A 24,989-nucleotide genomic window follows, 5' to 3' on the forward strand; every position below is an offset into this window, starting at 1 on the left:
TTCCATATGATCATGTGTTTATAAAAAATTTCTATTACTGGCAATAATAGCAAATATCCAGCCTGTCTATACAATTAAATCAGCAGAGCTAAATAGGCATCATCCATAATGCTGCTAACCAAGAAAGCCCCATCAATAAAGAAAAGATCACACCCCAGCGAGGCGTCTTCACCTCAACCGATGTCATTGTCTGATGCTTTTTTCGACCGTGAACCATAGCATCAATAAGGCGCTCTTTAAGACATAGCTCATGGTAAAGTACAGCAAGTACATGCACAGCGACTAAACCAAGCAAGACGTTGGGTAAAAAGCGATGGATAGACGCTAACTGACTGGCAAACTCTTCTGGTACCAGAGCATTAAAAGGCCCGAACCAAAATACTTCATCGCTAGTAAACAGCCCAGTTCCCCACTGAACCGAAAGTGCGAGCAATAAAATAACCACCATCAATGCACCAACTGGATTATGACCTAAGTATTTCTTAGGTCGCCCTGATAACAACGACATAGCAAAGCGAAAAGCAACCTTTGGCCCCTTAACAAACTGACTAAAGCGCGCGTAGTAGGAACCGTAAAAGCCATAAAGTACACGAGCAATAATCACCGCCGACAAACCATAACCCATATAAAAATGGTACTGGACATAATCGCTTTCTGATTTTCCTGTGACAATTAAACCCGTAAACAAAAGCACTATCAGCCAATGGCTAATTCGCACAGGCCAATCCCATACCAGTGTCGACTTCATCTTAATTATCCTCATTGTGCTCGTAGACTGCTCAAAAATCGCGCGCTTGCAATATAGAGACATTAAACACTATGCTGTGAAAAGCAAGATTCTGATTGCCTAATAACGAAAATTAGCCGATAAGCGCTAAATCAAATGCTGCATATGCACATGAAAGGTGAGGCAAATATGGTTGTCATGTTACTACTGGTTACGTTTTTATGTGCTCTAATATTTGCGTATCTTATTCTCTTAAAAGGTCGGTTTTTTAGCCGACAAAATGCAGTCATTGATGCTCCTATCGATATAGTTTCAGAAGACCTAGGCGATTTAACAAATTGGCAAAGCTGGTTACCTTGGCTGCTTTATGAACCAAAAGCCCATGTCGATTATGAATACCTAAACTCAGGTATTCATTCAATTTTTCCCTCCTGCTTAGTATGGCAAGGTAAACTGATTAAAGAGGGATATATTACTTTAGAGCCATCACGCTCTGGGGCGCATTATTTTCATACATTGTTAGAAGCGCCAGCGTTTTACCCATGCGACGTGCATTTCAATATTGACCTGACCAAGCAAAAAGGTCGTACTTTAGTAACTATCCAAATCACAGGGAACTTGCCATTTTTTCAACGCTGGAAACAAGGCGCTTTTAATATCCGCGCCGAAAAAGACGCAGAATTGGCTCTTCTAAAAGTTTTAGCGTATCTCGGTAAATACAACACAACATCAGATCAAGAATACAATGCGCCAACATTTGAATGGTTGGCGCAAACCAAGTTAGATAATGTCGATGCAGTCACCCGCCCTTTCGTTGTAAATAATCAGCCAATGTCACAAAAAATGGATCAAGGTTTTCATGATTTAATTACCGAACTGGGCCCAGAAAATCCTCCTGCAGGCCCCAGCTTCGCTCTTTATAAAAAAGCGGATATTATCCATCATTATTTTTCGGGGAAACTTGGCATTCCCATACAAAATTTGTCGCCCTGTGAACTAACCCCCGAGCGAATAATTTTACGAGGCAACTATTTACACTTGCGCTATACGGGCTGTTACCAAAATTTATCCCTCGCTTGGCACGTGCTCTATACCTTTATGCGCCTAAATAACATACGCGTAAATCGTCGACACTATGGCGTCGAGATATTTGAAGTAGGCCCATTACAAACTCATATCACTAAAGATTATGTGACTTGCGTGTATTTACCGATCAAATAATTGGCTTAAGTGACGTTTTGTGGGAAAGTCTAAGTTCTCACAACAACAAGGAAACATGAAATGGTTGCTTCACCCAAAATTATGCAACTGGTCGAAAGCCTCTTGCGCATTATTTTAACCATTCTTTTCTTCTATGCGTTCAAAGGCTTATTTGAAGTAGATAACGATTTGTTGCTGGCCTTCTTCTCTATCCTTTGTGCGTTTGTTACCTTTAAGGGATTAGTTATCATATTCAATAAAGTAACAGCAAAAAAATAATGTCAGAACACGTTAATTTTAGCGAATTCTAAATAGTATTATTCCCCCTGATTACATAACGCAGTCTTAAAGGACGCAAGACTGCGTTCGAGCTAACACTACAGATATACACGAGCTTTCTATGACCACAGTCTACCAAGAACACCTCGACGTTCTTTCCCATCGATACGAAGACGCCATGGCATATTTTGGCCTAGACGCCATTGTTTTAGCCTCTGGGGAAAAAAGTTATTACTTTCAGGATGATCATACTCACCCGTTTCACGCTTATTCTGGCGCCCAACAATGGTTGCCCTTCAGCCTAGGTGCAGAAACCTTTATCGTACTTAAAACGGGTGAAAAACCAACTTTGGTTTGGCCAGTACGAGACGATTTTTGGCATGCGCCGAATCCTGTTCCGAGCGGTGATTGGCAGCAAAATTGGAATATTGTTACGGCGAAAAAAACGGATAAATGGTTTACCGATTTACCCAAACAAACCGCTTGGCTTGGCCCACAAGCCATGTCATTCGCTGTCGCTTGTGAGGGTTTAAAAGCCTACGTAGATTTTGACAAAGCAGTGAAGACCGACTTTGAGATTCAAGCCATGCGTCAAGCCAGCATTCGCGGCGCAGCTGGTCATATCGCGGCGAAAGAAGCTTTCTTAGCGGGCATGAGCGAGCTAGAGATCCATCTTGCCTTTTTAAAAGCCAGCCAACAAACTGCCACACAAGAGCCTTACCCAGGAATCGTCGGTTTAAATGAGCACGCTGCTGTGCTGCACTATGAGCATAAATCCATAGAGAGAATGCCAGACTCTCGCACATTGTTAATTGACGCTGGCGCCAACGAACATGGTTATGCCAGTGACATCACTCGTACTTTTACCCGTCACGATGATGACTTCAGCGCCTTGGTAGAAAGTCTTGATATGATGGAACAAAAGCTTTGTCGCAGCGCCATGTCTGGTGTTAGCTTCCGCGATTTGCATCAAGATACGTTAGCTGGCATTGCGTCTTTGCTGCACGAACATAAAATTTGTGCACTGAGTGTCGAAGAACAATTAGACAAACGCATCCCACACGTTTTCTTCCCTCATGGCTTGGGTCACCTACTTGGCTTACAAGTTCACGATGTTGGCGGACATCAATCAGATAAAATGGGCGGTCTCAGTATGCCTGATGAGCATGCTCCCTTTTTACGTCTTACAAGAACACTAGAGAAAAATATGGTAATCACCATAGAGCCAGGACTGTATTTTATTCCGATGCTACTGGATAAAATGCAAGCAGACATTCCAAATCATGGCTGCGATATGAAACGTATTCAGCAGTTCATGCCTTATGGCGGCATTCGAATTGAAGACAATGTGGTAGTTAAAAATGACCTACCCGAGAACCTCACTCGCAATGCTTTTTTTGTTTAAGCATTTGTAGACCTTTTAAGCCTCATACTTTAAAACCTCATTAATATCGGCCCATTAGATATTAATGAGGTTTTTTTATATTTCAAAAGTGGAATATGGAACTAGTATGAAACTCTTTTAGATCAACTAATTATTAACAGAAAAAGAAATCCGCCCCAAAAAAGCGCCTATTTTTTCACTTTTAACAGCAAAAAAGCACCAAAACAAAGCAAGAAAAAATCAAACCATCATTATGGGATTTATCCTACTCAATAAATCCACTGCATAATTAATCAGAGATAGAGAATTATAATGCTTATTTATAAGTTAATAGAACATCACACTGAACTTTAATAAATACTTAACTATGGCTAGATTATTGCTCAATATTAACTCCCCTCAAAGCGTTGCAACGAAGTAATGCTTACTGTAATGGAGCCCAATATATGAGTTTAAAAAGCAATCAGATGTTACTCTCACAGGCTGAACGTCGTTGGTTACCTTGGTTTGGCAGTAATGGCCGCCTCTCACTTTTTTGGTCATGTTACCTAAACAAAGGTACTTACGAAAATGTCGAAAAGACTTTCGAGAGTATCGCTAACACAAGAGTGAAACTATTAGATACTTGGGTTAACAATCAATGGTCCCAACTGGATGTGCTACTCGAAATCATTGCAGGAAATTTCCCAAAAATAGATCAAGGAGCCTTAGAAGAACGTCTAAATATCGTCCCTGATGTGTCTGAATACTTTATCATTGATACCCAAGGAAAAGTGCTCAACTCAACGTCAAAAGCTCATGTAAACAAAATAGATCTACAAGCAAAAGCCGTCGAAGCCGGTATCAAAGAACCCTTCCTTCATGGTCCTTATGTTGACCCAAACACACTAAGCATCGGTGCTTCCAGCTCAAAATTCCATGACGCTGTCACACTGATGTTCTATCTACCAATTAAACAAAACGGTATCAGTGTCGGAGCTGTTTGCGCCAGAGTCCCTAATGATGCTGTTAGTGATCTTATTCAGCGCGAAGCTGGTCATATTTATAAGGAATCCGGCGATAACTATTTATTCATGGTGAGACCTGAATTCGACAAATCCATACTTCCCGGTACAGCACTTTCCCGTTCACGTTTTGAAGATAACGCATTCAGTCATGGTGAAAATCTAAAAGGCGGTATCAATACAAAATTCGGCACAGTAAAAGTTCAACAACATACTGAATTTGAAATCCGCTTTACCGATCCAGCAACAAAAGAACTGCATCCAGGTGTGAGAGAAACCATTAAGAATGGCCAAAATCTTTTTGTGACTTACCCAGGTTATTCTGACTATCGACATATTCCGGTTATCGGCAAAGGCGTAACCTTTCAACTAAAAGGCAGCCCAGACACTTGGGGCATGATGTGCGAAGGCGATTTAGAAGAAGTTTACCGTCGCCGCTCTATCAACTTAAAACTAATGAAAAGCTATCTACTGGCTTCCAGTATTCCTCTTGTCGTTAGCACCTCATTACAAGCTTTCACAAACTTATCTATCATCTTGACCAGCATAGCGGCTTTCGCCAGTTTAGGCGTTGCAGGACTCCTATTTAATAAGCTCAGCACCAAAAGAATAAGCAATAGCATGAACGAAATGACCGAAGTGATACAAACCATCGCTGAAGGTGAAGGCAACCTAAAACAACGCCTTGACGATAATCTTTCCAACGATGAAACAGGCGATATGGGACGCTGGATGAACAGTTTTATCGACAACCTAGATACCACCATGGGCCAAGTTATTTCAGCCAGTACTAATGTCAAAAAGTCTAATGACTTTATGGTTCGTACTAATGAAGAAGCTAGCCAAGCCTCGCATTATCTCGAGTCCACAGTTGAAAGCATGCTTAACGTATTTCAACAACAAATAAACGAAGTACAAAGCGCTTCTAAAACTGCAGATGATTTGAAGCAAGCTATGAATCAAGTCGCAGCAGAAACACAGTCTCGCCTAGAAAGCGCCAAAACAGGCACACAAGAAATACGTGATGTAGTACGAGCCACAGCAGAGTCGGTTAAATCCCTTGACCAAAAAACCAACGAAGTGGCAGGTATAATTACCACTATTTCAGACATCACTAATCAGACCAACCTTCTGGCACTCAATGCAGCTATTGAAGCGGCAAGAGCTGGTGAACATGGTCGTGGGTTTTCTGTCGTTGCTGACGAAGTTCGTAGTTTGGCCTCAAAAACGGCTTCAGCAGCAGAAGAGATACAAGCCATGCTTGAAGGTATTCAGGAAGAAACACGCGGTGCTGTAAGTTTTATGGAAAAAGGCGCCGAAAACGTCGATAAGAATCTACTGGCGAATGAACAAAGTAACACGGGCGACAGCGCCTTGTACGAATTAGTCGACACCATGTTTGATGCCATTTTATTGCTGAATGAAAGCAATAAAGAAAACGCCAAAACAGCTCATGAAATGGGCGCAGCGACAGAGCAAATGCAACGTTCAATCGCCGCACTACAAAGACGCTCATCACGTGTTGGATTGTCGGCTTTGAAGCTCAATTCGTTGGTAGGTCAATTTCAAGTGACAGGTAACTCCCAAGCTTAATAATTAATAGATTAGAAAATCATAAGCGTAAAAAAACCGGAGGAAGCTTCCTTCCTCCGGCATAGTTTCCTCACAAAAGGATACGCCTAAAATACATCATTCCCCGCAATGACAATGATTTATTTTTTCTCTTGGCGCGCCTGTGAGGCAAGACGGACAAATGCATTGGCTTCGCCATAACGGCTGTAATCACCAACACGTTGAATAACTTCAAAAAAGACGCCATGCACCTCTTCTGTATAAAAATGGAAGAATTCGCCTTCGTCATTTTGGTCATACATGATGTTGTGTGACTGCAATTTTTTAATCATATCTGAAGACAAGCCAAAGCGTGCTTCAATATCACGATAGTAGTTCTGTGGAATGGGTAGCTGTTTTTCGCTATCAATGTTTTTTGCCGCGGCAAAAATATCATCACAAGCAAACGCAATTTGGTGCACGCCAGAACCTTTAGATTTTTGAATGAAGCGTTGTGCCGAGGCATCACGAGCATTGGTCATGTTCAATGGAATTCGCACACGTTTGTCTTTGCTTAATGCGGTACGGCTCACTACTAACCCGTGAATATCGGGCAAGTCTTGGCTGGCATCGATATCGAAACCAAACACGGATTTATAGAAGAAAGACGCCGACAAAAAGTCAGTGTTGGAAACGGTTTGGCCAATGTGATCAAAGCGAGTTAAGCCAACGCCCGTTTCACCTTGAATGCCTTGAATGGGTTTAAAGTCCACTTCAAAAAAACGTACCGCAGCGTCTGCAGAAACAAGATACACCAAGCTATCACCAATACCTCGAAGCGCTGGGATGTTTAATTCCCCAGGACCGGCTTGGTTTTCAAAACGCTCTACTCGATAACGCTCAGCCAGTGACAAGGTCGCTTTAACATCTTCAGAAGCAAACGCCATTGCACAAACTGACACACCATGTTTTTGATAATGCTCGTGGGCTTGGCTTTTCGGTTCACGGTTTAAGATCAGATTAATATTTCCTTGGCGCATCAAGCTAACGTTTTTAGAACGGTGTTTATGGGTTTCATGAAAACCTAACTGGGCCAAAGTATTGGTTAACGCTTCTCCGCTTTCGCCTTCAATGGCAAACTCAATAAACTCAACATCACTCACTTGTGGCGCTTCAATTGGAGCCGTTTTCTCTTCACGTTTGCTCACCGTTTGATCATCAAGCCAAATCAATGAACGCATGCCATCAATGGCTTTTTCTAAAGGAGAAGATGAACGAAATTCGTCGTTGAAGATTTCATGAGACAAATAGTCATCAAAGCCTTTGTCTTTCAAAACTTGTAAAAACTCAACGACAGGCATGTCACCCTGGCCTGGGAAGCAACGGAAATGTCGGCTGTATTGCAACACGTCCATTTGTAGACTTGGCGCATCAGCGACTTGCACAAGGGCAATCTTGTTTAGCGGAATGTCATCACGTAACACATCTAAGGTGTTGCCACGGGAAAACATATGGAAAGTGTCTAGAATAATCCCCAAGTTTGGATGGTCGACACGTTTAACTAAATCCCATGCTTCATGGTAATCGGCGATATGGTAACCCCAAGCAAGCGCCTCATAACCCAGCATGATGCCTTCTTTTTTGGCTATTTCAGCCAGAGCAAATAAGTCCGCGGCGCAAACGTCACGATCCGCAGATGAATAAGGCTGCACGTTACTGCAAAACAACAAACGATTCGTACCCAGCTCATGAGCAACATCGATTTTGTGCTGCAACATCTTTGCCTTTTGCGAGCGCATTGGCTCAGGCATACCTTCCATATCGCGGAATGGCTGTAAGGCGATAATATCCAAACCTAGATCTTGCGCCATACGGCGCACATCTTTTGGCGTACCATCAAACTGAGTTAAGTCATTTTCGAAGATTTCCACGCCTTGAAAGCCGGCTTTTGCCGCTGCTTCGAATTTTTCTCTCAGCGTGCCAGATATGGTTACGGTTGCGAGTGCTGTTTTCATTCTTACGCCCTGTCTGTCTATATTTCATAACGAAAACGATATATGAGAAACAAACCTGTTTTTTGCTTCAATATTTACTAATATTGATGCTAGCACAAGATTTTGAGATTGGACGTCATCTTAAGAATGAAATAAAGCGCCAAAAATATATCGAAAAAGGAATACATGACACCTTTTCAATGGCGCAACATAGGAGTGTAATATAGGAAAATCATTCCCTTATTGGCGCTTGTAACACGCCTGATTACTTAGTGACTGACGACCTAATAGCCAAGTTAGCTGCGACCGAAACCATGCGTGTACGATGGGAGACTTTTCATGTTAGAAAACCGTATTAAATATCGCCACCTTCAATGCTTTTTAGAAGTCACGCGCCAAGGGAGCGTGGTTCGCGCTGCCGATGTATTAGCGCTTACCCAACCTGCTGTATCCAAAAAACTCAAAGAGTTAGAAGATATCTTGGGGGTTAGACTACTAGAAAGAAGCAAGAAAGGTGTTGAGCTCACGCCTTTTGGAAAAGTGTTTTTAGAACATGCCAGCACTAGTGTTGCAGCATTGCGAGAAGGTACCGAGCGCGTCGCTCAAGCACAACAAAAAGGCATTAGTAGTATTAGTATTGGCGTGTTGCCTACCGTTGCCACGAGTATCCTACCAGAGTCGGTAAAACGCTTTCGCACTGGCGGTCTTGATGTTCGACTTCACCTCGTCTCTGGCCCCAACGCTTTGTTGATGAGTCAATTGAGAGTAGGTGAGTTAGATTTAGTTGTCGGACGTTTAGGCGTTCCTGAAACCATGTCTGGCTTATCCTTCCAACATCTATATTCTGAGCAAGTCACCTTTACCGTTCGCCCAAATCATCCTTTGCTGACAAAAGAAAACTTTAAAATCAGCGATATTGCCAATTACACCGTGCTCTACCCACCAAAAGGCTCCATTACAGCGCCTTATGTAGATCGTTTTTTATTATCCCAAGGGGTTAGCACTCTCACCGATAGAATCGACACAGTATCTGATTCATTTGGTAAAGAGTTTATTCGCAACAACGATGCGGTGTGGATTATTTCTCGTGGTGTTGTTGCTCGCGAGATTTCGGATGGCGAGCTAGATGAGCTACCAATTGACACAAAAGAGACCTTGGGTGCTGTTGGGTTAACCACACGCGCCGATTCACACCCCTCTCTAGCGTTAAAGCTATTTATGAATGCTATTCGCGACACAGCACAAACATTAGACAGCTACTATAAACCCATTGACCACCACCACAAAGACAGTCCCATAATTTGAAGGTAGACGCTTGAGACAAAACAGATATAGACCGCCAATATCTGCCTGTATCTGTTTTGGCTTAACGGACTTATGCCTTAAGCTTGTGTACCAAACCTTGAATACCTAAAACATAACCTTGCACACCCATACCGACCACAATTCCCGCTGCAGCAGGTGATATATAAGAGTGGTGACGAAACGCTTCGCGAGCGTGTACGTTAGAGATATGGACCTCAATCACTGGCACGTCGGCACCTTTGATTGCATCGTGAAGTGCAACGGATGTGTGAGTATAAGCACCTGGATTGAATACAACACCCAACACTTCACCCGCTTTAATTCGACGACCTGCCTCGTGGATAAGATCAATCAGTACACCTTCGTGATTAGATTGATGACATTCCACTTCATGGCCTAATGATAGCGCTGCTTCGCGGCACATAGCTTCTACATCAGCTAACGTCTCGTAGCCATAGGTGGCAGGCTCACGAGTCCCCAATAAATTTAAATTTGGACCGTTCAACACCATGATGGTAGACATAATAGTAGCTCCTATAAATCAGCGTAAATATTCAATCAAACTTTCTAATTTTTATACAAAGAATCGCAGCAAGACACTTAAAGTAAAAAATGACATTACTGTAGTAATCAGCAAGGTGCTGGCGCAAAAACTGCGAGCGCCGTATTCCCCACAAACAATAGGATAAGAGCTAAACATGGACACTGAAGCAAAAATAATCACCGCGATTTTTAACTCTTCAGCCATATTAGGCACTAATAGTAATAACAAGGTAACAATCACTGGAAATAGTACCAACTTACCTACTGCCACCAGTAAAATGGGGCTTAATTGGCCTTTAATCGATACACCAACCAAAGACCCACCAATCACAATCAGTGCTGCCGCAGAAGCAGATGCAGCCAGTAGGTCAAAACCTTTACCAACAAAGTTTGGCAAACTGAGTTCAAAAATAGAAAACACCAGACCTGCGGCTAAAGCAATTAACAGTGGATTGGTTGAAATACGTTTTAAAACAACGATAAAAAGACCTTTCCCATTACTCTCACCCTTACCCAATACTGTCTCTATAAAAATCAAGCAAATTGGCAAAAAGATAATATTTTCGATCATCAACGACATGACAAAGGCCTGCGTCAATGAATCATCAAAGAACTGCAATAAGATAGGAAAGCCAATAAAGGCACTGTTTGACATGGTCGCACCAACACCTCTCACACCGGCGTCTACCAAACTACTTTTCAATAATCGCCAGCTCAGAAATACAATGATAAAAAAGGTCACTAAACCACTCGCGGCATACACCGCAAGATAATCAAAATGCAGAACTTCTTTTAACTCCATGCTAGAGAGTTTCATGAAAATTAGAGCCGGCAAGGCAAGATACAAAACAAACCGACTCAATCCAGGAATTGCAGCTTGCGGCAGAAAGGAATATCGAACACAGATAAATCCCACAAATATCAAAAAAAAGATCGGTGCTGTGATGTTTATTACGGCTTCCATGTCACCATATCCTCGTGGTTTATTGCGTTATATGCTTTTAACTCGGCTAGAGTTTTCATCATAGAAATCATATCGAATGAGCGTTAAGCGATAGCTTTAGATTTTGTATTGAGTGATATTTTTTCAGGATCTGGTAGGACCAACCCTTTCTGAATATGCGAATCTAAGATAGTCAATACTGACTCAATTTCATCATCAAGAAGATGTTTAAGCAGTTTCTGATGCTCTTCTACAGAAGCTTGGCCGCGAAATGGCCGGCGGTGTAACGCCAACACCTGATAACGCATATAAAGCTCAATCACTGATGCGTGGTAACGAATCAACTGCTGCGAACCACAATGAGACACCATGGTAACGTGAAAGTCTCGGTCAGCTTTTTCCCATGCCTGAACATGGCTACCTTCATCTTCCATCATCAGCTTTTCAACACAGTTCAAACGAAAATGCGCGCTGATCAAAGCGGACTTCCATTCCATATGACCTATTTTATTTTCCATTGATTTGCGTACTGCCGACAACTCCAACATTTGTCTCAGCTCTAATAATTCACGCAAATCGGCGGTAGAAACGGGTTTTACCGTAAAACCTTTTTGATCTACAAATAGTACAAAACCATCTGATACTAAGCGCATCAAGGTTTCACGTAAGGTATTCACACTGGCACTGTAACGAATACGCAAGGCGTTTAATTTAAGCTTTTCACCTGGAGAAAGCTTACCCGTTACGATATCTGAACGTAGCTGCTCATAGACAGATTGCCCAACCAATTTACGGTCATCGGAGTTAATCATAGAAAATTTTAAAGGCCTTTTCTTTTTCTTGTAAGACCTCTGCACTATATCACGAGCAAAGTTATCTTAGTGGATAAACCAAACTAGAAGACGCCATTTGGCGTCTTCTCTTCATCACTCATTCTATGAATTTATTTAGTTACCAACAATCTCTCTAGATCAATGAGCTCACTACATCGTATTTTTCACGGAATTGATCCCAAACAGGTTTCACATCCGTTACTTCCTGACCAGTGAAGATTTCGAAAGCATCGATTCCTTGATAAAAGAACAAATCAAAGCCAGACACAATTTGCAGACCTTTTCTATTCGCTTCTACCAAATACTCAGTATCCATTGGGGTATAAACAGCATCGAATGCCCATTTCTGATTGCCAATAAACTCAGCGGATAATGGCATACCAGGGCTTTTAATATGTCCTACTGGCGTACAGTTAACCAAGCCATCAGCTTCTGCAGCCGCGGCTGCCATGTCTTCTTTCGCAACAACTCGCGCCTTGTAGCCTGCCTCGTTAATAGCATCGACCAATGATTGAGCACTGCGTTCACTCAAATCGGTAACAAGTACTTCAGTCGCACCCACTTCAAATAGAGCAAAACCAATAGCACGACCAACGCCACCCGCGCCGATCATTAATACCTTGCCTGCAGGTAAATCTCCTACTCGGCCTTTATAACCTCGGATAAAACCAGTGTAATCAGTATTAAACGCACGGATTTTACCGTCTTTCAGTAACAAGGTATTGCTAGCACCGACTTTTTTCACTGCGTCGTTTACTTCGTCTGCGCTGTCTATAGCGATCTGCTTATAAGGAAAAGTTACATTCGTACCAACAAAGCCCAAGGAACGAATTTCAGCAAGTTTGGCATTAAAGGAACCCGCAGTATCATCTTCAGGCACTTGTAACTGATAGTCCACTGGCAGCTGTTTAAGTTCGCCTAGCATCATATGCAAAGAAGGAGAACGAGAAGCGGCAATAGCCTGACCAATTAGACCTAGGTGTAACATTGTAGCTGTCTCCAACGTATTCCAAAAAAGAACGTCATATTCTTAATAATTAAATAGAAAAGGATAAAAAGCCTCCTTTATCTGGGGTAAAAGAAGCGTATACCAAAACTCACGGTTTGTTGTATGACAATTTGACATGTATTTTGATAGGAAAATTCATATCAGTATAAACTATTTCTAGAGACTTCCGCCGTCTTCAGTCATATCAAAACTACTTAAAAGCAAGATTATCCAACAGACACACAAACCCACCACGCTCAACAAAGCCACCTTATGATTACTCAATAACGTGATGAATTCATTGCCACGAATAGGAAACACATACCCAACTCCAACTTTGATATAGGCCCAGTTTTCTCCATTTAAAAAATAGAACACCTACATTCCATGTAAACTTATCAAATGATTTTTTTCTGTCCAGACTAAGAATAAATAAGCGATGAACCCATAATGTCTATTCATTAAATATTCATTTTTGATATAGTTGGAAGAAAATAAGGAGGTCATATGGAAATAGCGATACCAAACTTACGGCATCTGCGCGTATTTCTTGCCGTGGCTGAACTCAAAAGCATCACACGAGCTTCTGAGCATATATTTCTATCTCAACCAGCCATAACACAAGCCATTGCAAAACTCGAAGGCTTACTGGGTGCGTCTTTGTTTGAGAGGCATTCTGATGGCATGTATCCCACTACGGCTGGCGAAGTCTGGCAAAAGCGTGTTAGCCGCGCGATTGATCATATCCAACGCGCGACACAAGACATCGTCAAAGACAATACTCTAAAAGAGCGCGCACCAAAGAACTTAATCGCTTTGATCAGCACGACCCAATTAAGAGCGTTAATTGCCGTGAGCGAAGCACAAAACTTCAGCATTGCCAGCCGGAATTTGGCCGTATCACAGTCTTCAGTGCATCGCGCAGCAAGAGACCTAGAAAGACTGCTTGGGGTGGTTCTGTTTGAAAAAAACAGCCTTGGCACAAGTGCGACGAAAGCGGCTCAGACGTTATCCAAAGCTACAAAGTTGGCTTTCAGCGAATTACGCCAAGGTATTTATGAGATCAACGCATTACAAAGCAAAGATGTCAGCATGATAACCGTTGGTAGTATGCCTCTAGCGCGTATGACCATTCTGCCCAAGTCGATTTTACAATTTAACGAACGTCACCCTGATGTGAACATCAATGTCACAGAAGGTCCATACACCGATTTGCTTCACCACTTACGCCAAGGTGACATCGATATTATCTTAGGTGCATTACGTCATCCAACACCAGCTGACGACGTCGTTCAGGAGGAGTTATGGGCACCACCATTGTCAGTGGTGGCACGTAAAGGTCACCCTTTAATGGGCAAACAACATATCAGCGCAAAAGATCTCGCTGAGTTTGCTTGGGTTGTTCCCGCCAAAGGCACACCCACTCGACAAGCCTTCGAAGACATTTTCAACGACGCAGGTATCGCCCTACCTACACGCTTAGTTGAGTCCAGTTCACAGATACTGATTCGTGAACTATTAATTGAAAGCGACCGATTAACATTAATATCTGCACACCAAGTGGAGCGCGAAATTAATATTGAATTACTCAATGAGATTAACTTCCCACTGGATCATACTCGTCGACCAATTGGGCTTTGCGTCCGAAAAAGCTGGCTTCCGACTGTCACACAATCTCATTTTCTTAGCTTGTTACGCGATATCTCAGAACGCTTTCGATGATTTTTTTGAAAGACATCATTGCAAAAAATGAATAGCTTATGCGGTTTATGGATTATGCCCATTAGATGTCGAATGTTAGATTTGTTATTAATATAAACCTAAATTTCGTTCAATAATAACGACATGAAATCTTGAATAGGAGCAGACTAATGAGAATTTGTATCGCAGGCGCATCTGGCGCTTTCGGCATGAAACACATGGACGCCATTGCGGCGATCGAAGGTGCAGAAGTCGTTTCTGTCGTTGGCACTAAAATCGATGCGATTAAAGCCTTTGCTGAAGAGCGCGGCGTTCCTCACTACACGACAGACCTTGCAGAAAGCTTAGCTCGTGACGACGTTGACGCTGTCATCCTAGCAACACCAACTCAAATGCATGCGGCGCAGACTATTCAGTGCCTTGAAGCCGGCAAACATGTTATGTCTGAAATCCCAATGGCAGACAACATCGAAGACGCTCGCAAAGTGGTTGAAGTGCAGAAGAAAACTGGTCTAGTAGCGATGGCTGGTCACACTCGCCGTTTTAACCCTTCCCACCAGTGGATCCACAATAAAATCATGGCGGGTGAATTAAACGTTCAACAAATGGACGTGCAAACTTACTTTTTCCGTCGCTCGAACAAAAATGCTCTTGGCAAAGCCCGCTCTTGGACCGACCATCTACTTTGGCACCATGCTTGCCACACAGTGGATTTGTTCCAATACCAAACAGGTGAAACAGCCAGCAAAGTACAAGCACTACAAGGCCCAATCCATCCTGAACTTGGCATTGCCATGGACATGAGCATTGGTATGAAAGTACCTAACGGCGCAATCTGCACCTTGTCTTTGTCTTTCAATAACGACGGTCCATTCGGCACCTTCTTCCGTTACATTTGTGACAATGGTACTTATATCGCACGTTACGACGACCTATTTGATGGCAGCGAAAACAAGATAGACCTATCTGGCGTTGCGGTTTCAAACAACGGCATCGAGCTACAAGATCGTGAGTTCATTGCTGCGATCCAAGAAGGTCGTGCACCAAACTCTTGTGTCACACAGGCTATCGAAGCGATGGAAACCCTACATCGCCTTGAAGAATGTCTAGAAGCCTAAGGCGCAATAGTCTAAAGTGACAAGACGCTAAAGTGACTCAACAACACTCAAACGGGGAGCTTCGGCTCCCTGTTTTTATTTAAGGATATTGTTATGTCAAAACACTCTCACTTAGCCAATCCAAAGATAGGCTTAGGCTGCATGAATTTGTCCCATGCTTATGGCTCACCGGTTGAAGAAGAACAAGCTATTAAAGCCTTACATCAGGCTTTTGAGATGGGTTATCGCCATTTTGATACCGCGACTTTATATGGCGGCGGCAAAAATGAGCTTTTGGTTGGCAAAGCACTAAAAGATCGTCGTGATGAATTCTTCCTCGCCAGCAAATGCGGCATGGCAATGGTCGATGGTAAAAAAGAGATTAACGGCCGACCAGAAAACATCCGCAAGCAATGCGAAGACAGCCTAAAACGCCTGCAAACAGATCACATCGATTTGTATTATTTGCATCGTCGTGACTTCAATGTGCCAATCGAAGAAAGTGCTGGCGCACTGGGTGAGCTAGTAAAAGAAGGCAAAATTGGTGCAATAGGTTTATCCGAAGTGTCCGCCGAGACCTTAACCCGTGCCCATAGCGAATACCCTGTTAGCGCCCTTCAGTCCGAATACTCTTTATGGACACGCAATCCAGAAATCGCGGTTTTAGAAGCCTGTAAAAAATTAGATATTACTTTTGTCGCTTTCAGCCCAGTAGCACGCGGATTCTTAACCGGTACTCTGAAAGACATCGCGGATTTAGAAGCTAAAGACATTCGCAATAACATGCCACGCTTTAACGCCGAGCATTACCCGAATAACCTTACCTTGTTGAACGATTACTTTGCCCTTGCCAAAGATATCGGCTGTACTCCAGCGCAACTGGCCTTGGCTTGGCTCACCGCAAAAGATGAAAATATTGTCCCTATTCCGGGCACTCGTTCGGTTAACCATATGAGAGACAATTTTGAAGCGGCGCAATTAAAGCTGGATGCCAAACAAGTCAGCTTGCTAGACGAGATGATCAATCAAAATAACGTCCACGGCACGCGATATACTGCAGCCCAACAAGCCGAAATCGATACAGAAGAGTTTTAACCTTAGCAAACCTGCTCAACCAATAAAAAGCCCCTTTGTCGATACAAAGGGGCTTTGTTTTTAAAGCGTTTTCTAGGGTATTAACCGAACTTAGATTTACGCAATCTCAATTAGCATTTCACCCGGGGTAACTCGGTCGCCTTTCTTAACGAAAACGCCTTTTACCGTACCTGCCACATTGGCATGTACTTCGGTTTCCATCTTCATCGCTTCCGTGACGAGTACAGCTTGACCCGCTGTTACCGTGTCGCCTTCTTTGACCAAGACATCAATGATATTACCTGGCATTGCTGCGCTAACATGGCCTGGTTCTGTGGCACGAGAGCGACCCGCACCACCTTCAGCAACGTATTCGTTCAGAGATTCGAACACCACTTCTTCTGGCATACCGTCCAAAGACAAGTACAACTTGCGCTTGCCAACCCCAAAGTCACCCACGCCGGTGATTTCCACATTGTAGACTTCACCATGCACATCGATCTTGAACTCGGTAGCTAAGCCACCCGCTGCTGCACCTTGGCCAGCCTGCTCTGGCGGTAGCAAGACTTCTGGAACCAAGGTTCCGTCAGCACGTTGCTGTAAAAACTCACGGCCTAGTTCTGGGAACATAGCAAAGGTCAGTACGTCCTCTTCTGATTTCGCTAACTCGCCGATTTCTTTGCGCAACTTATAAAGCTCTGGCGACAAAGAATCCGCTGGACGCGCGTCATTAACGGTCTCATTGCCCACCGCTTTTTTCTGTACTTCTGAGTTCACTGCCGCTGGCGGCTGACCGTAACCACCCAATAAATAGCGTTTTACTTCATTCGTAATAGTTTTATAACGCTGACCTGCCAAGACGTTATAAACCGCCTGCGTACCAACAATTTGCGAGGTAGGCGTTACCAAAGGCGGATAGCCAAGATCGGCACGAACACGAGGAATCTCAGCGAACACCTCACGGATCTTATCTAACGCATTTTGCTCTTTTAACTGATTCGCCAAATTAGACATCATGCCGCCCGGTACTTGGTTAACCTGAACAGACACATCTTCGCGAGTAAATTCACTTTCAAACTGATGATACTTTTTACGAACATCACGAAAGTAGTCAGCAATCTCTGACAACAGAGCCAAATCCAATCCAGTGTCGTAGTCCGTATCTTTTAACGCCGCTACTTGAGTCTCCGTCGCTGGATGACTAGTACCACTGGCAAAGGATGAAATCGCGGTATCAATACGATCCGCTCCCGCTTCGATTGCTTTAAGCTGACACAAGGGCGCCAATCCTGACGTCGAATGACTGTGAACCACCAAAGGCAAATCAACCGCTTCTTTGATCGCTTTTACCAAATCATAAGTCGCATAAGGCGTTAACAATCCAGCCATGTCCTTGATCGCAATAGAGTCTGCCCCCATGGCTTGCATGGCTTTGGCTTGCTCGACAAACAAAGCCAGCGTGTGCACAGGACTGGTCGTATAACAAATCGTACCTTGCGCATGTTTACCGGCTTTTTTCACCGCTTTCATGACTGTTTCAATATTGCGCAGATCATTGAGAGCATCAAAAACACGGAACACGTCAATACCGTTGTCAGCCGCTTTTTGCACAAAGGCTTCCACCACATCATCAGCATAATGGCGATAACCCAGTAGGTTTTGGCCACGCAATAACATTTGTAAACGGGTATTTGGCAAAGCTGCTCTAAGCTGACGCAAACGCTCCCAAGGGTCTTCTTTCAAAAAGCGTACGCAGGCATCAAAAGTCGCGCCGCCCCACACCTCTAAAGACCAAAAGCCCACTTGATCGAGTTTCTCACAAATCGGTAACATATCCTCCGTACGCATACGAGTGGCAATCAGCGATTGGTGTGCATCACGCAAGGTAACATCTGTCACTTCTATTTTTTGTTTAACTTGACTCATTTTCTTCCTCCTGCGGATTATCGACCAACATGCGCTGCAATAGCGGCTGCCAACACCAAAGCGATGTCACTTGGATGGCGTCTAACGGAATAATTTAATAATTCAGGGTGCGCTGGAACGAATCCTGTGTTGAACTCGCCCTTAATAAAATCTGGATGTTTTAGAATTTGCTGATAATAATTGGCCGTGGTTTTAATACCATGCAAACGCATATCATCAATAGCTCGACGACCTCGCGCCACCATTTCATCCCAAGTCAATGCCCACACCACCAGCTTCAAACACATGGAATCAAAGTAAGGCGGAATCTCGTAACCCGTATAAATCGCCGTATCAACACGAACACCTGGACCACCTGGTGCGTAGTAGTGGGTAATACGTCCAAAGCTAGGTAAAAAGTCATTCTTTGGATCTTCCGCATTGATACGAAATTGCATCGCATAACCACGATAACTTATGTCTTCTTGGCGGAAGCTAAGCGGCGAACCAGACGCAATACGAAGCTGTTCACGCACAATATCAACACCGGTAATTTGCTCGGTAATCGTGTGCTCAACTTGAACTCGTGTATTCATTTCCATGAAATACACTTCATTGCCAGACAGTAAGAACTCCACCGTACCCGCGTTAACATAGCCTACCGCTTTGGCTGCTCGCACTGCGAGATCACAAATGTATTGGCGTTGTTCTGGAGTGAGTTGTGGGCTTGGTGCAATCTCTATAAGCTTTTGGTTACGACGCTGAATCGAGCAATCACGTTCATACAAATGAATCGCATCACCTTGGGAATCCGCTAATATTTGCACTTCAATATGACAAGGATCAACGATGCATTTTTCTAAAAATACTTCTGCGGAACCAAACGCTTTAGTCGCTTCGGAAATAACACGAGGGTATTGAGAGGTTAATTCTTCTGGGGTATCACAGCGTCGAATACCGCGACCGCCACCACCAGAAGTGGCCTTAATCATCACTGGATAACCCACTTTCCCTGCTAAAGCTAATGCCTCGTCGAGATTTGCCAGGTTTCCTTCTGAGCCTGGTGTCACCGGAATGCCTGCCGCACGCATACTGTCACGAGCTTGGGTTTTATCGCCCATTTTATGAATAACAGACGAATGAGGGCCAATAAAGGTAACGCCTTTTTGCTCACACAATTCAGCAAAATGCGCATTTTCAGATAAAAAGCCATAACCTGGGTGAATCGCATCACAACCCGTTTCTATGGCTAAGTTCACTAGACGCAAGGGGTCTAAATAACCGGCAAGTGGATCATCACCCAACGAGTAAGACTCGTCTGCACGCTTGGCATGCAACGCATATCGATCCGGTTCCGTAAATATCGCGACAGAGCGAATCCCAGCCTCTGAGCAAGCGCGAATGATACGAACCGCAATTTCACCTCGGTTGGCGATCAACACTTTTTTTAACATGAGTCACTCCTTTCTTGTTTGAAGAGATCACTGCACAACGTAGCGAGCACAACTTTTGTACAAATATCTCTGAATATTCAGACTACTCAAAGATCAACCAAAGTAAAAATTGATATTACGACATTTATGTATAAGCTATTCCTGATAGATAAAAGCCGATAGATAAGCGCTAATAGATAAACCAAGGGAAAACAAAAACAATGCCTCAAAGTGTACAAAGCTTAGTCAACCGGCTTACTTTTAGACAACTACAAGTCTTTAATAGCGTTTATGAATTGAGTAGCTACAGCCGAGCTGGTGATATGCTGGGGCTGAGCCAACCGGCCGTAAGTAATCAAATACGACAGCTTGAAAGTGCATTAGAACAACCGCTGTTTGAATACGTTGGTCGCCAACTTTACAGCACTGCGACTGCCAAGCGATTAGCCAAATGTATTCACGCCATGTTTGATGAAATACAGCGCTTTCAAGACGACTTATCTGAGGAAGCTGGGCTGATATCTGGTGAGTTGAACTTAGTAGCTGTGAGTACAGCGCAGTACGTGGTGCCTTATTTGCTTCGGGCCTATACTAGCCTACATCCAAACGTCACCATAAATGTGAAAGTCATGAACCGCGCTGCAGCTATCAAGCGTCTTGGTGAGAATCATGATGAATTAGCCATAATGGGCATGGTACCCAATGATAAACCTATGTTTAGCATACCATTTTTGAACAATGAGCTTATCGCTGTCGCACCACAAAACCATCCTCTTCTCGCCCTAGAAGACATATCATTGAGCGCATTTTTAGAACACAATTTATTGCTTCGAGAAGCGGGTTCAGGCAGTCGATTAGCTCTTGAACTACATTGCCAAAAACAACGCATTCGCTTACAAGCAGAAATGGAAATCGGTTCTAACGACGCCATAAAACATGCCGTTATTGCAGGGCTTGGCGTCGCTGTATTACCTAAACTTAGCATTCTTTCTGAATTAACACTCGGCACTTTAATCGAAGTACCGATCAAAGATTTCCCCCTTCGCCGATCTTGGTGCTTGATCCACCCACAAGGACGCCACCCCACTCCTGCGATGCGATCATTTATTGATTACATTCAACAAAATATCGGCCAATTTGAAACAATGTTTTCTCGAATGAAAGATAGATAGCCGCCTCATTTTCATGAAGCTCACACCTGCCTTAAATCGCTAGCCTCAGACGTAAATCTAACTTCTTCTAAATAAATAGTTGATAAATATATAAACTATTTATTTGAATCAAACGTATACAACACATAACAAGGAATTAACAAATCACCAACAACAAATAAAGACGATATAGTATATTGTTTGATCTGTTTTGTAGGAGATTGACTACAAGGAATACGATAAAATCCCGACAATCAGATTGAGGAATATCACCATATTTTTCAGCAACAAAGACAAAAAAATCGCTAGGAATACTGCGATTGAACAGGCCGTTTCTCAACGTGAAGACAATGCCTTTATTAAAGCCATGAAAAAATTTTGCGCAACAATTAGCTTTTCATCAGATGGCACGATACTCGCTGCGAACTCATTATTCCTTAATACAGTAGGCTATTCTCTAGAAGAAATTAAAGGACAAAAACATGCTCTATTTTGCCCTAGCCAAGTAACCTCCAGCTCCGAATACAAACACTTCTGGTCAGATCTTGCAGCAGGAAAAAGTAAAGAAGGGACCGTCTTACGCAGACATAAAGATGGTTCAGACATTTGGCTTGAAGCGACCTATTTTCCAATTGAAGTAGATGGTGTAGTGACAAAAGTCGTCAAAATTGCTTCCGATGTTACCCAAGCCAAACTTATTGCAGACAGCCAACTAGCCGTCTACAACGCTATTGATCGCTCTTCTGCCACTATTGAATTCACCCCTGACGGAACAGTTATTACAGCCAATGATAATTTTTTAAGTGCAATGGGTTATCAGTCTAGCAAAGAAATTATCGGTCAGGCGCATCGCAAATTTTGTACTAATGAATTCTATGAAAAGCATCCGAATTTTTGGGCAGAGTTAGCGAATGGAGATTTCAAAACAGGACAATTTGAGCGAGTCAGCAAACAAGGTCAAACTGTGTGGCTAGAAGCCAGCTATAACCCCATTTTCGATCAATTTGGTAAGGTTGTAAAAGTCCTTAAAGTTGCCTCTGACATTACAGAGCGTGTGAACACGCAACTCGCTATTCAACACGCTGCAAAAGTAGCTCACTCCACGTCAGTAGAAACCGCACAAGTTTCAGAGAATGGCGCTCAAATTTTACGCCGTACAGTCGAAACATCAGACAAAATCGTGGCCGATGTTGACGTTTCTACAGAGCTAATTGAGCAATTAAACCATCAGTCTGAAAGTATCGCCAAGATAGTGACAACCATTGGCTCCATTGCTGATCAAACCAATTTACTTGCATTAAACGCTGCTATTGAAGCCGCTCGCGCAGGTGAAAATGGTCGAGGCTTTGCGGTTGTGGCCGACGAGGTTCGAACACTTGCAGCAAGAACAAGCAAATCAACGATCGAAATTGATGACATGGTAAAACAGAACAGCAACTTAACTCGTCAAGCCAAAGAAAGTATGAGCAAGGTGAGTGAACGCTCTAAAGAGAATGCTCAATTTATAGACGAAGCATCCGGCATCATTGATGAGATACTCAAAGGCGCGATACACGTTTCCAATACCGTTAACAAATTATTGGATATTGAGAAAAACTAAAAAAATCCGCTATCTATTATCGTAGATAGCGGATTTTTTATATTCACCATGGAATGCTCTAACAAGAAGATTTGTTACTTCGGCATTTCATGCTCTAACAACATCAAACCAGAACCTGTATTCGAAATTGGCGCATGGTAATTTCGATGCAGCTCGGTCACTTTACCCAGTAAAGTACCACGCATCGCAATCAACATATTCAGCTCTACCGCTTGCGATCCGCCTTGCTCAACAAGATCCAAGTTGGTGTATTTCGTTAACGCTTCTGGGTCTGACACCAATTTATCAAGACAATCAATATCAAAAGTACGGTTAATAATACCCGCTCGCTCACCGTCTAACTGATGAGACATACCACCAGTACCAAAGACAACCACGTTAAGATCTTCTTCGTAAGATGCCACAGCACGACCGATCGCTTTGCCCAATTCAAACGTACGTTTAGGTTGTGGCATTGGGTATTGTTCACAGTTGATGCAGACAGGAATAACTTTTACATGACCGTATTTATGACCTGGCCACATAAGATTCAGCGGAACCGTTAATCCATGATCAACCTTCATTTCTTGGCAGATCGTCATGTCAAAACCTTCGTCGACAATACTGTTGGCAATGTGCCAAGACAAATCTGACTCACCAGTCACTGGTGGAATGGTAGGAATCCCCCAGCCTTCATCCGCGTTATAATATTCGTCTGCAACCCCCATCGCAAAGGTCGGCTTTTTATCAATAAAAAACTCCAAGCCATGATCGTTGTAAAACAAAATGATAACGTCTGGTTTCTTCTCGTTTAGCCAATCACGCACTGGTGGGTAACCATCAAAAAATGGTTTCCAATATGGCGTTTCTTCCAACCCATTCGCCATTGCGTTCGCAATCGCAGGAATATGGGAAGTCGTTACTGCACCAATAATGTTAGCCATTAGACTTCTCCTCGCCCATTTTTTTCTAGCATTGCTTTGAATTCATCCGTACTCATACCGGTTTGCAATCCACCAATATCTTGCATGTTTAGTTTTAGCAAACCCGTAAACTTTGCTAAATAATAAATACTGCCACCTTCACGCAAAAGCCCAATCACATCTCTATTACGAATGGCTTCTTTTTGCGCTTCTGTGAGTTTGAACTTTTCACAGTAAGCTTCTGGATCAGCATTAAATTCATCACGTGCTACTTGCTCATTAAACGAGTAACACATTTTATTTAAGCCATAGCCTTTCTTGGCCATTTGGCCATCAAAAAGGTACGTCCCTTGAAACTGTCGATCTGTATAGTTACTAGCCATCTTGCTAACCTCTATTTTTATACTTTACGGCGGAATGTGGATTATGCCCAATACAGACGCATTGGATTATCCACCAACAACGCTTGCTGTAATTCAGGCGTTGGCGCGATATGTGGGATCACATCCACAAGATGACCATCATTTGGTGCTTCCACTTTCATATTAGGATGCGGCCAATCGGTTCCCCATAAGACACGATCAGAGAACTTCTCAACTAACGTACGAGCAAAAGGATAGACATCAGAGTAATCAGGCGCATGTTGCGTTAAACGCTCTGGACAACTTACCTTACACCATACATTGTCGTTGTCCGCCATAAAGTTAACAAAGCGCTGAAAGTCAGGGTGATCAACACCGTTGGCAACATTTGGCGTCCCCATGTGGTCAACCACAATGGTGGTATTCAATTCTTTCAAAAAAGGAATCAACTCTTCTAAATCGGCCACTTCGAAATAGACAACAATGTGCCAACCGAAAGGGCGAATCTTCTCAGCTATCGAGAAAAAAACGTCTCTTGGCGTGCTATCAACAAGGCGTTTCACAAAGTTGAAACGTACACCGCGAACACCCACAGCGTGCATTTTTTCAATGTCTTCATGGGTTATTGAATCATCAACAAAGGCCACGCCACGCGCTAAATCGCCGGCTGTTTCTAAAGCATCGATCAACGCGGAATTATCGGTACTATGACAAGATGCTTGAACAATCACATTACGAGAAAAACCCAAATGATCACGCAGCGCAAACAACTGTTCTTTGGATGCATCGCAAGGCGTGTATTTACGTTTTGGATGGTAGGGAAATTTATCCGCTGGACCAAAAACGTGACAATGGGCATCTACCGCACCCGCTGGCGCTTTAAAAGTAGGCACGCTTGGGTTTGCGTGAAATGGAATATAATCTTTGTCCATCATGTTCAAATACCTGTTTTATTATTCGTTCTAATTAACCAGCCTTCTGTTTGACCAGTCGTTATATCGTCAATAGAAGAA

21 protein-coding genes are annotated in these 24,989 nt (G+C 43.1%); 10 read left to right on the forward strand and 11 right to left on the reverse strand.

Annotated features, from left to right (window positions below):
- Positions 1-88: 88 nt before the first annotated feature.
- A complete protein-coding gene (locus DFP77_RS05520) occupies positions 89-748 on the reverse strand; it encodes a cytochrome b/b6 domain-containing protein (protein ID WP_114411282.1) in 660 nt (219 codons plus the stop codon).
- A gap of 168 nt (positions 749-916) precedes the next feature.
- Between DFP77_RS05520 and DFP77_RS05525 the strand changes: the two genes are divergently transcribed.
- From DFP77_RS05525 to DFP77_RS05540, 4 genes are all read left to right on the forward strand, one after another.
- Positions 917-1,948: an SRPBCC family protein gene (locus DFP77_RS05525; RefSeq protein ID WP_114411362.1), complete on the forward strand. Its 1,032-nt coding sequence runs from the start codon at positions 917-919 to the stop codon at positions 1,946-1,948.
- Positions 1,949-2,008: 60 nt separating this feature from the next.
- Positions 2,009-2,206, forward strand: a complete 198-nt coding sequence (locus DFP77_RS05530) for a hypothetical protein (RefSeq protein WP_114411283.1) — start codon at positions 2,009-2,011, stop codon at positions 2,204-2,206.
- Positions 2,207-2,327: 121 nt separating this feature from the next.
- A complete protein-coding gene (pepQ, locus tag DFP77_RS05535) occupies positions 2,328-3,611 on the forward strand; it encodes a Xaa-Pro dipeptidase (RefSeq protein ID WP_114411284.1) in 1,284 nt (427 codons plus the stop codon).
- A gap of 425 nt (positions 3,612-4,036) precedes the next feature.
- On the forward strand, positions 4,037-6,187 hold the full coding sequence (locus tag DFP77_RS05540) for a methyl-accepting chemotaxis protein (RefSeq protein ID WP_114411285.1): 2,151 nt from the start codon (positions 4,037-4,039) through the stop codon (positions 6,185-6,187).
- Between the two features lie 119 nt (positions 6,188-6,306).
- On the opposite strand, the gene DFP77_RS05545 is transcribed toward DFP77_RS05540, so the two are convergent.
- Complete coding sequence (locus DFP77_RS05545) at positions 6,307-8,160, reverse strand: bifunctional sugar phosphate isomerase/epimerase/4-hydroxyphenylpyruvate dioxygenase family protein (protein WP_114411286.1); 1,854 nt, start codon at positions 8,158-8,160, stop codon at positions 6,307-6,309.
- A 318-nt stretch (positions 8,161-8,478) separates the two neighbouring features.
- On the opposite strand from DFP77_RS05545, the gene pcaQ reads away from it, so the two are divergent.
- Positions 8,479-9,444: a pca operon transcription factor PcaQ gene (gene pcaQ, locus DFP77_RS05550; protein ID WP_114411287.1), complete on the forward strand. Its 966-nt coding sequence runs from the start codon at positions 8,479-8,481 to the stop codon at positions 9,442-9,444.
- Between the two features lie 70 nt (positions 9,445-9,514).
- Here the strand turns inward: pcaQ and aroQ are convergent, their stop codons facing one another.
- From aroQ to DFP77_RS05570, 4 genes are all read right to left on the reverse strand, one after another.
- Entirely contained in the window at positions 9,515-9,967 is a 453-nt protein-coding gene (aroQ, locus tag DFP77_RS05555; protein ID WP_114411288.1) for a type II 3-dehydroquinate dehydratase, read from the reverse strand.
- Positions 9,968-10,018: 51 nt separating this feature from the next.
- On the reverse strand, positions 10,019-10,951 hold the full coding sequence (locus DFP77_RS05560) for an AEC family transporter (protein ID WP_114411289.1): 933 nt from the start codon (positions 10,949-10,951) through the stop codon (positions 10,019-10,021).
- Between the two features lie 83 nt (positions 10,952-11,034).
- The gene (locus tag DFP77_RS05565; RefSeq protein ID WP_114411290.1) at positions 11,035-11,742 is read right to left on the reverse strand and encodes a GntR family transcriptional regulator; all 708 of its coding nucleotides are present in this window, start codon (positions 11,740-11,742) and stop codon (positions 11,035-11,037) included.
- A gap of 154 nt (positions 11,743-11,896) precedes the next feature.
- The gene (locus DFP77_RS05570) at positions 11,897-12,751 is read right to left on the reverse strand and encodes a shikimate dehydrogenase family protein (protein WP_114411291.1); all 855 of its coding nucleotides are present in this window, start codon (positions 12,749-12,751) and stop codon (positions 11,897-11,899) included.
- 507 nt (positions 12,752-13,258) lie between these two features.
- Here DFP77_RS05570 and DFP77_RS05580 point away from each other — a divergent pair.
- The 3 genes from DFP77_RS05580 to DFP77_RS05590 all read left to right on the forward strand — a co-directional run bounded on the left by DFP77_RS05580 (position 13,259) and on the right by DFP77_RS05590 (position 16,644).
- Complete coding sequence (locus DFP77_RS05580) at positions 13,259-14,473, forward strand: LysR family transcriptional regulator (RefSeq protein ID WP_114411293.1); 1,215 nt, start codon at positions 13,259-13,261, stop codon at positions 14,471-14,473.
- 149 nt (positions 14,474-14,622) lie between these two features.
- The gene (locus tag DFP77_RS05585; protein WP_114411294.1) at positions 14,623-15,570 is read left to right on the forward strand and encodes a Gfo/Idh/MocA family oxidoreductase; all 948 of its coding nucleotides are present in this window, start codon (positions 14,623-14,625) and stop codon (positions 15,568-15,570) included.
- Between the two features lie 93 nt (positions 15,571-15,663).
- Positions 15,664-16,644, forward strand: a complete 981-nt coding sequence (locus tag DFP77_RS05590; RefSeq protein WP_114411295.1) for an aldo/keto reductase — start codon at positions 15,664-15,666, stop codon at positions 16,642-16,644.
- A 96-nt stretch (positions 16,645-16,740) separates the two neighbouring features.
- Here DFP77_RS05590 and oadA read toward each other — a convergent pair whose 3' ends face one another.
- Positions 16,741-18,549 (reverse strand): sodium-extruding oxaloacetate decarboxylase subunit alpha, encoded by a 1,809-nt coding sequence (oadA, locus tag DFP77_RS05595; protein WP_114411296.1) that lies wholly within the window; start codon positions 18,547-18,549, stop codon positions 16,741-16,743.
- A gap of 17 nt (positions 18,550-18,566) precedes the next feature.
- Positions 18,567-19,982: an acetyl-CoA carboxylase biotin carboxylase subunit gene (locus DFP77_RS05600; protein ID WP_114411297.1), complete on the reverse strand. Its 1,416-nt coding sequence runs from the start codon at positions 19,980-19,982 to the stop codon at positions 18,567-18,569.
- Positions 19,983-20,182: 200 nt separating this feature from the next.
- On the opposite strand from DFP77_RS05600, the gene DFP77_RS05605 reads away from it, so the two are divergent.
- Both DFP77_RS05605 and DFP77_RS19960 read left to right on the forward strand, forming a co-directional pair.
- Positions 20,183-21,133 carry a LysR family transcriptional regulator gene (locus DFP77_RS05605; protein WP_114411298.1) on the forward strand — a complete coding sequence of 317 codons (951 nt, stop codon included), beginning with the start codon at positions 20,183-20,185 and terminating at the stop codon, positions 21,131-21,133.
- Between the two features lie 238 nt (positions 21,134-21,371).
- A complete protein-coding gene (locus DFP77_RS19960) occupies positions 21,372-22,712 on the forward strand; it encodes a methyl-accepting chemotaxis protein (protein ID WP_309477158.1) in 1,341 nt (446 codons plus the stop codon).
- Between the two features lie 74 nt (positions 22,713-22,786).
- Here DFP77_RS19960 and DFP77_RS05615 read toward each other — a convergent pair whose 3' ends face one another.
- Genes DFP77_RS05615 through DFP77_RS05625 form a run of 3 tightly spaced genes read right to left on the reverse strand, consistent with a single transcriptional unit; the run spans position 22,787 to position 24,911 of the window.
- A complete protein-coding gene (locus DFP77_RS05615; protein ID WP_114411299.1) occupies positions 22,787-23,635 on the reverse strand; it encodes a class III extradiol dioxygenase family protein in 849 nt (282 codons plus the stop codon).
- Positions 23,635-23,997, reverse strand: a complete 363-nt coding sequence (locus DFP77_RS05620) for a protocatechuate 4,5-dioxygenase subunit alpha (RefSeq protein WP_114411300.1) — start codon at positions 23,995-23,997, stop codon at positions 23,635-23,637. Before DFP77_RS05620 ends, DFP77_RS05615 begins: the two co-directional genes overlap by 1 nt.
- 41 nt (positions 23,998-24,038) lie before the next feature.
- Positions 24,039-24,911, reverse strand: coding sequence for an amidohydrolase family protein (locus DFP77_RS05625; RefSeq protein WP_114411301.1), 873 nt, complete (start codon positions 24,909-24,911; stop codon positions 24,039-24,041).
- Positions 24,912-24,989 lie beyond the last annotated feature (78 nt).

The sequence above is a fragment of the Marinomonas foliarum genome, from assembly GCF_003337275.1.
GTDB classification, from domain to species: Bacteria; Pseudomonadota; Gammaproteobacteria; order Pseudomonadales; family Marinomonadaceae; genus Marinomonas; species Marinomonas foliarum.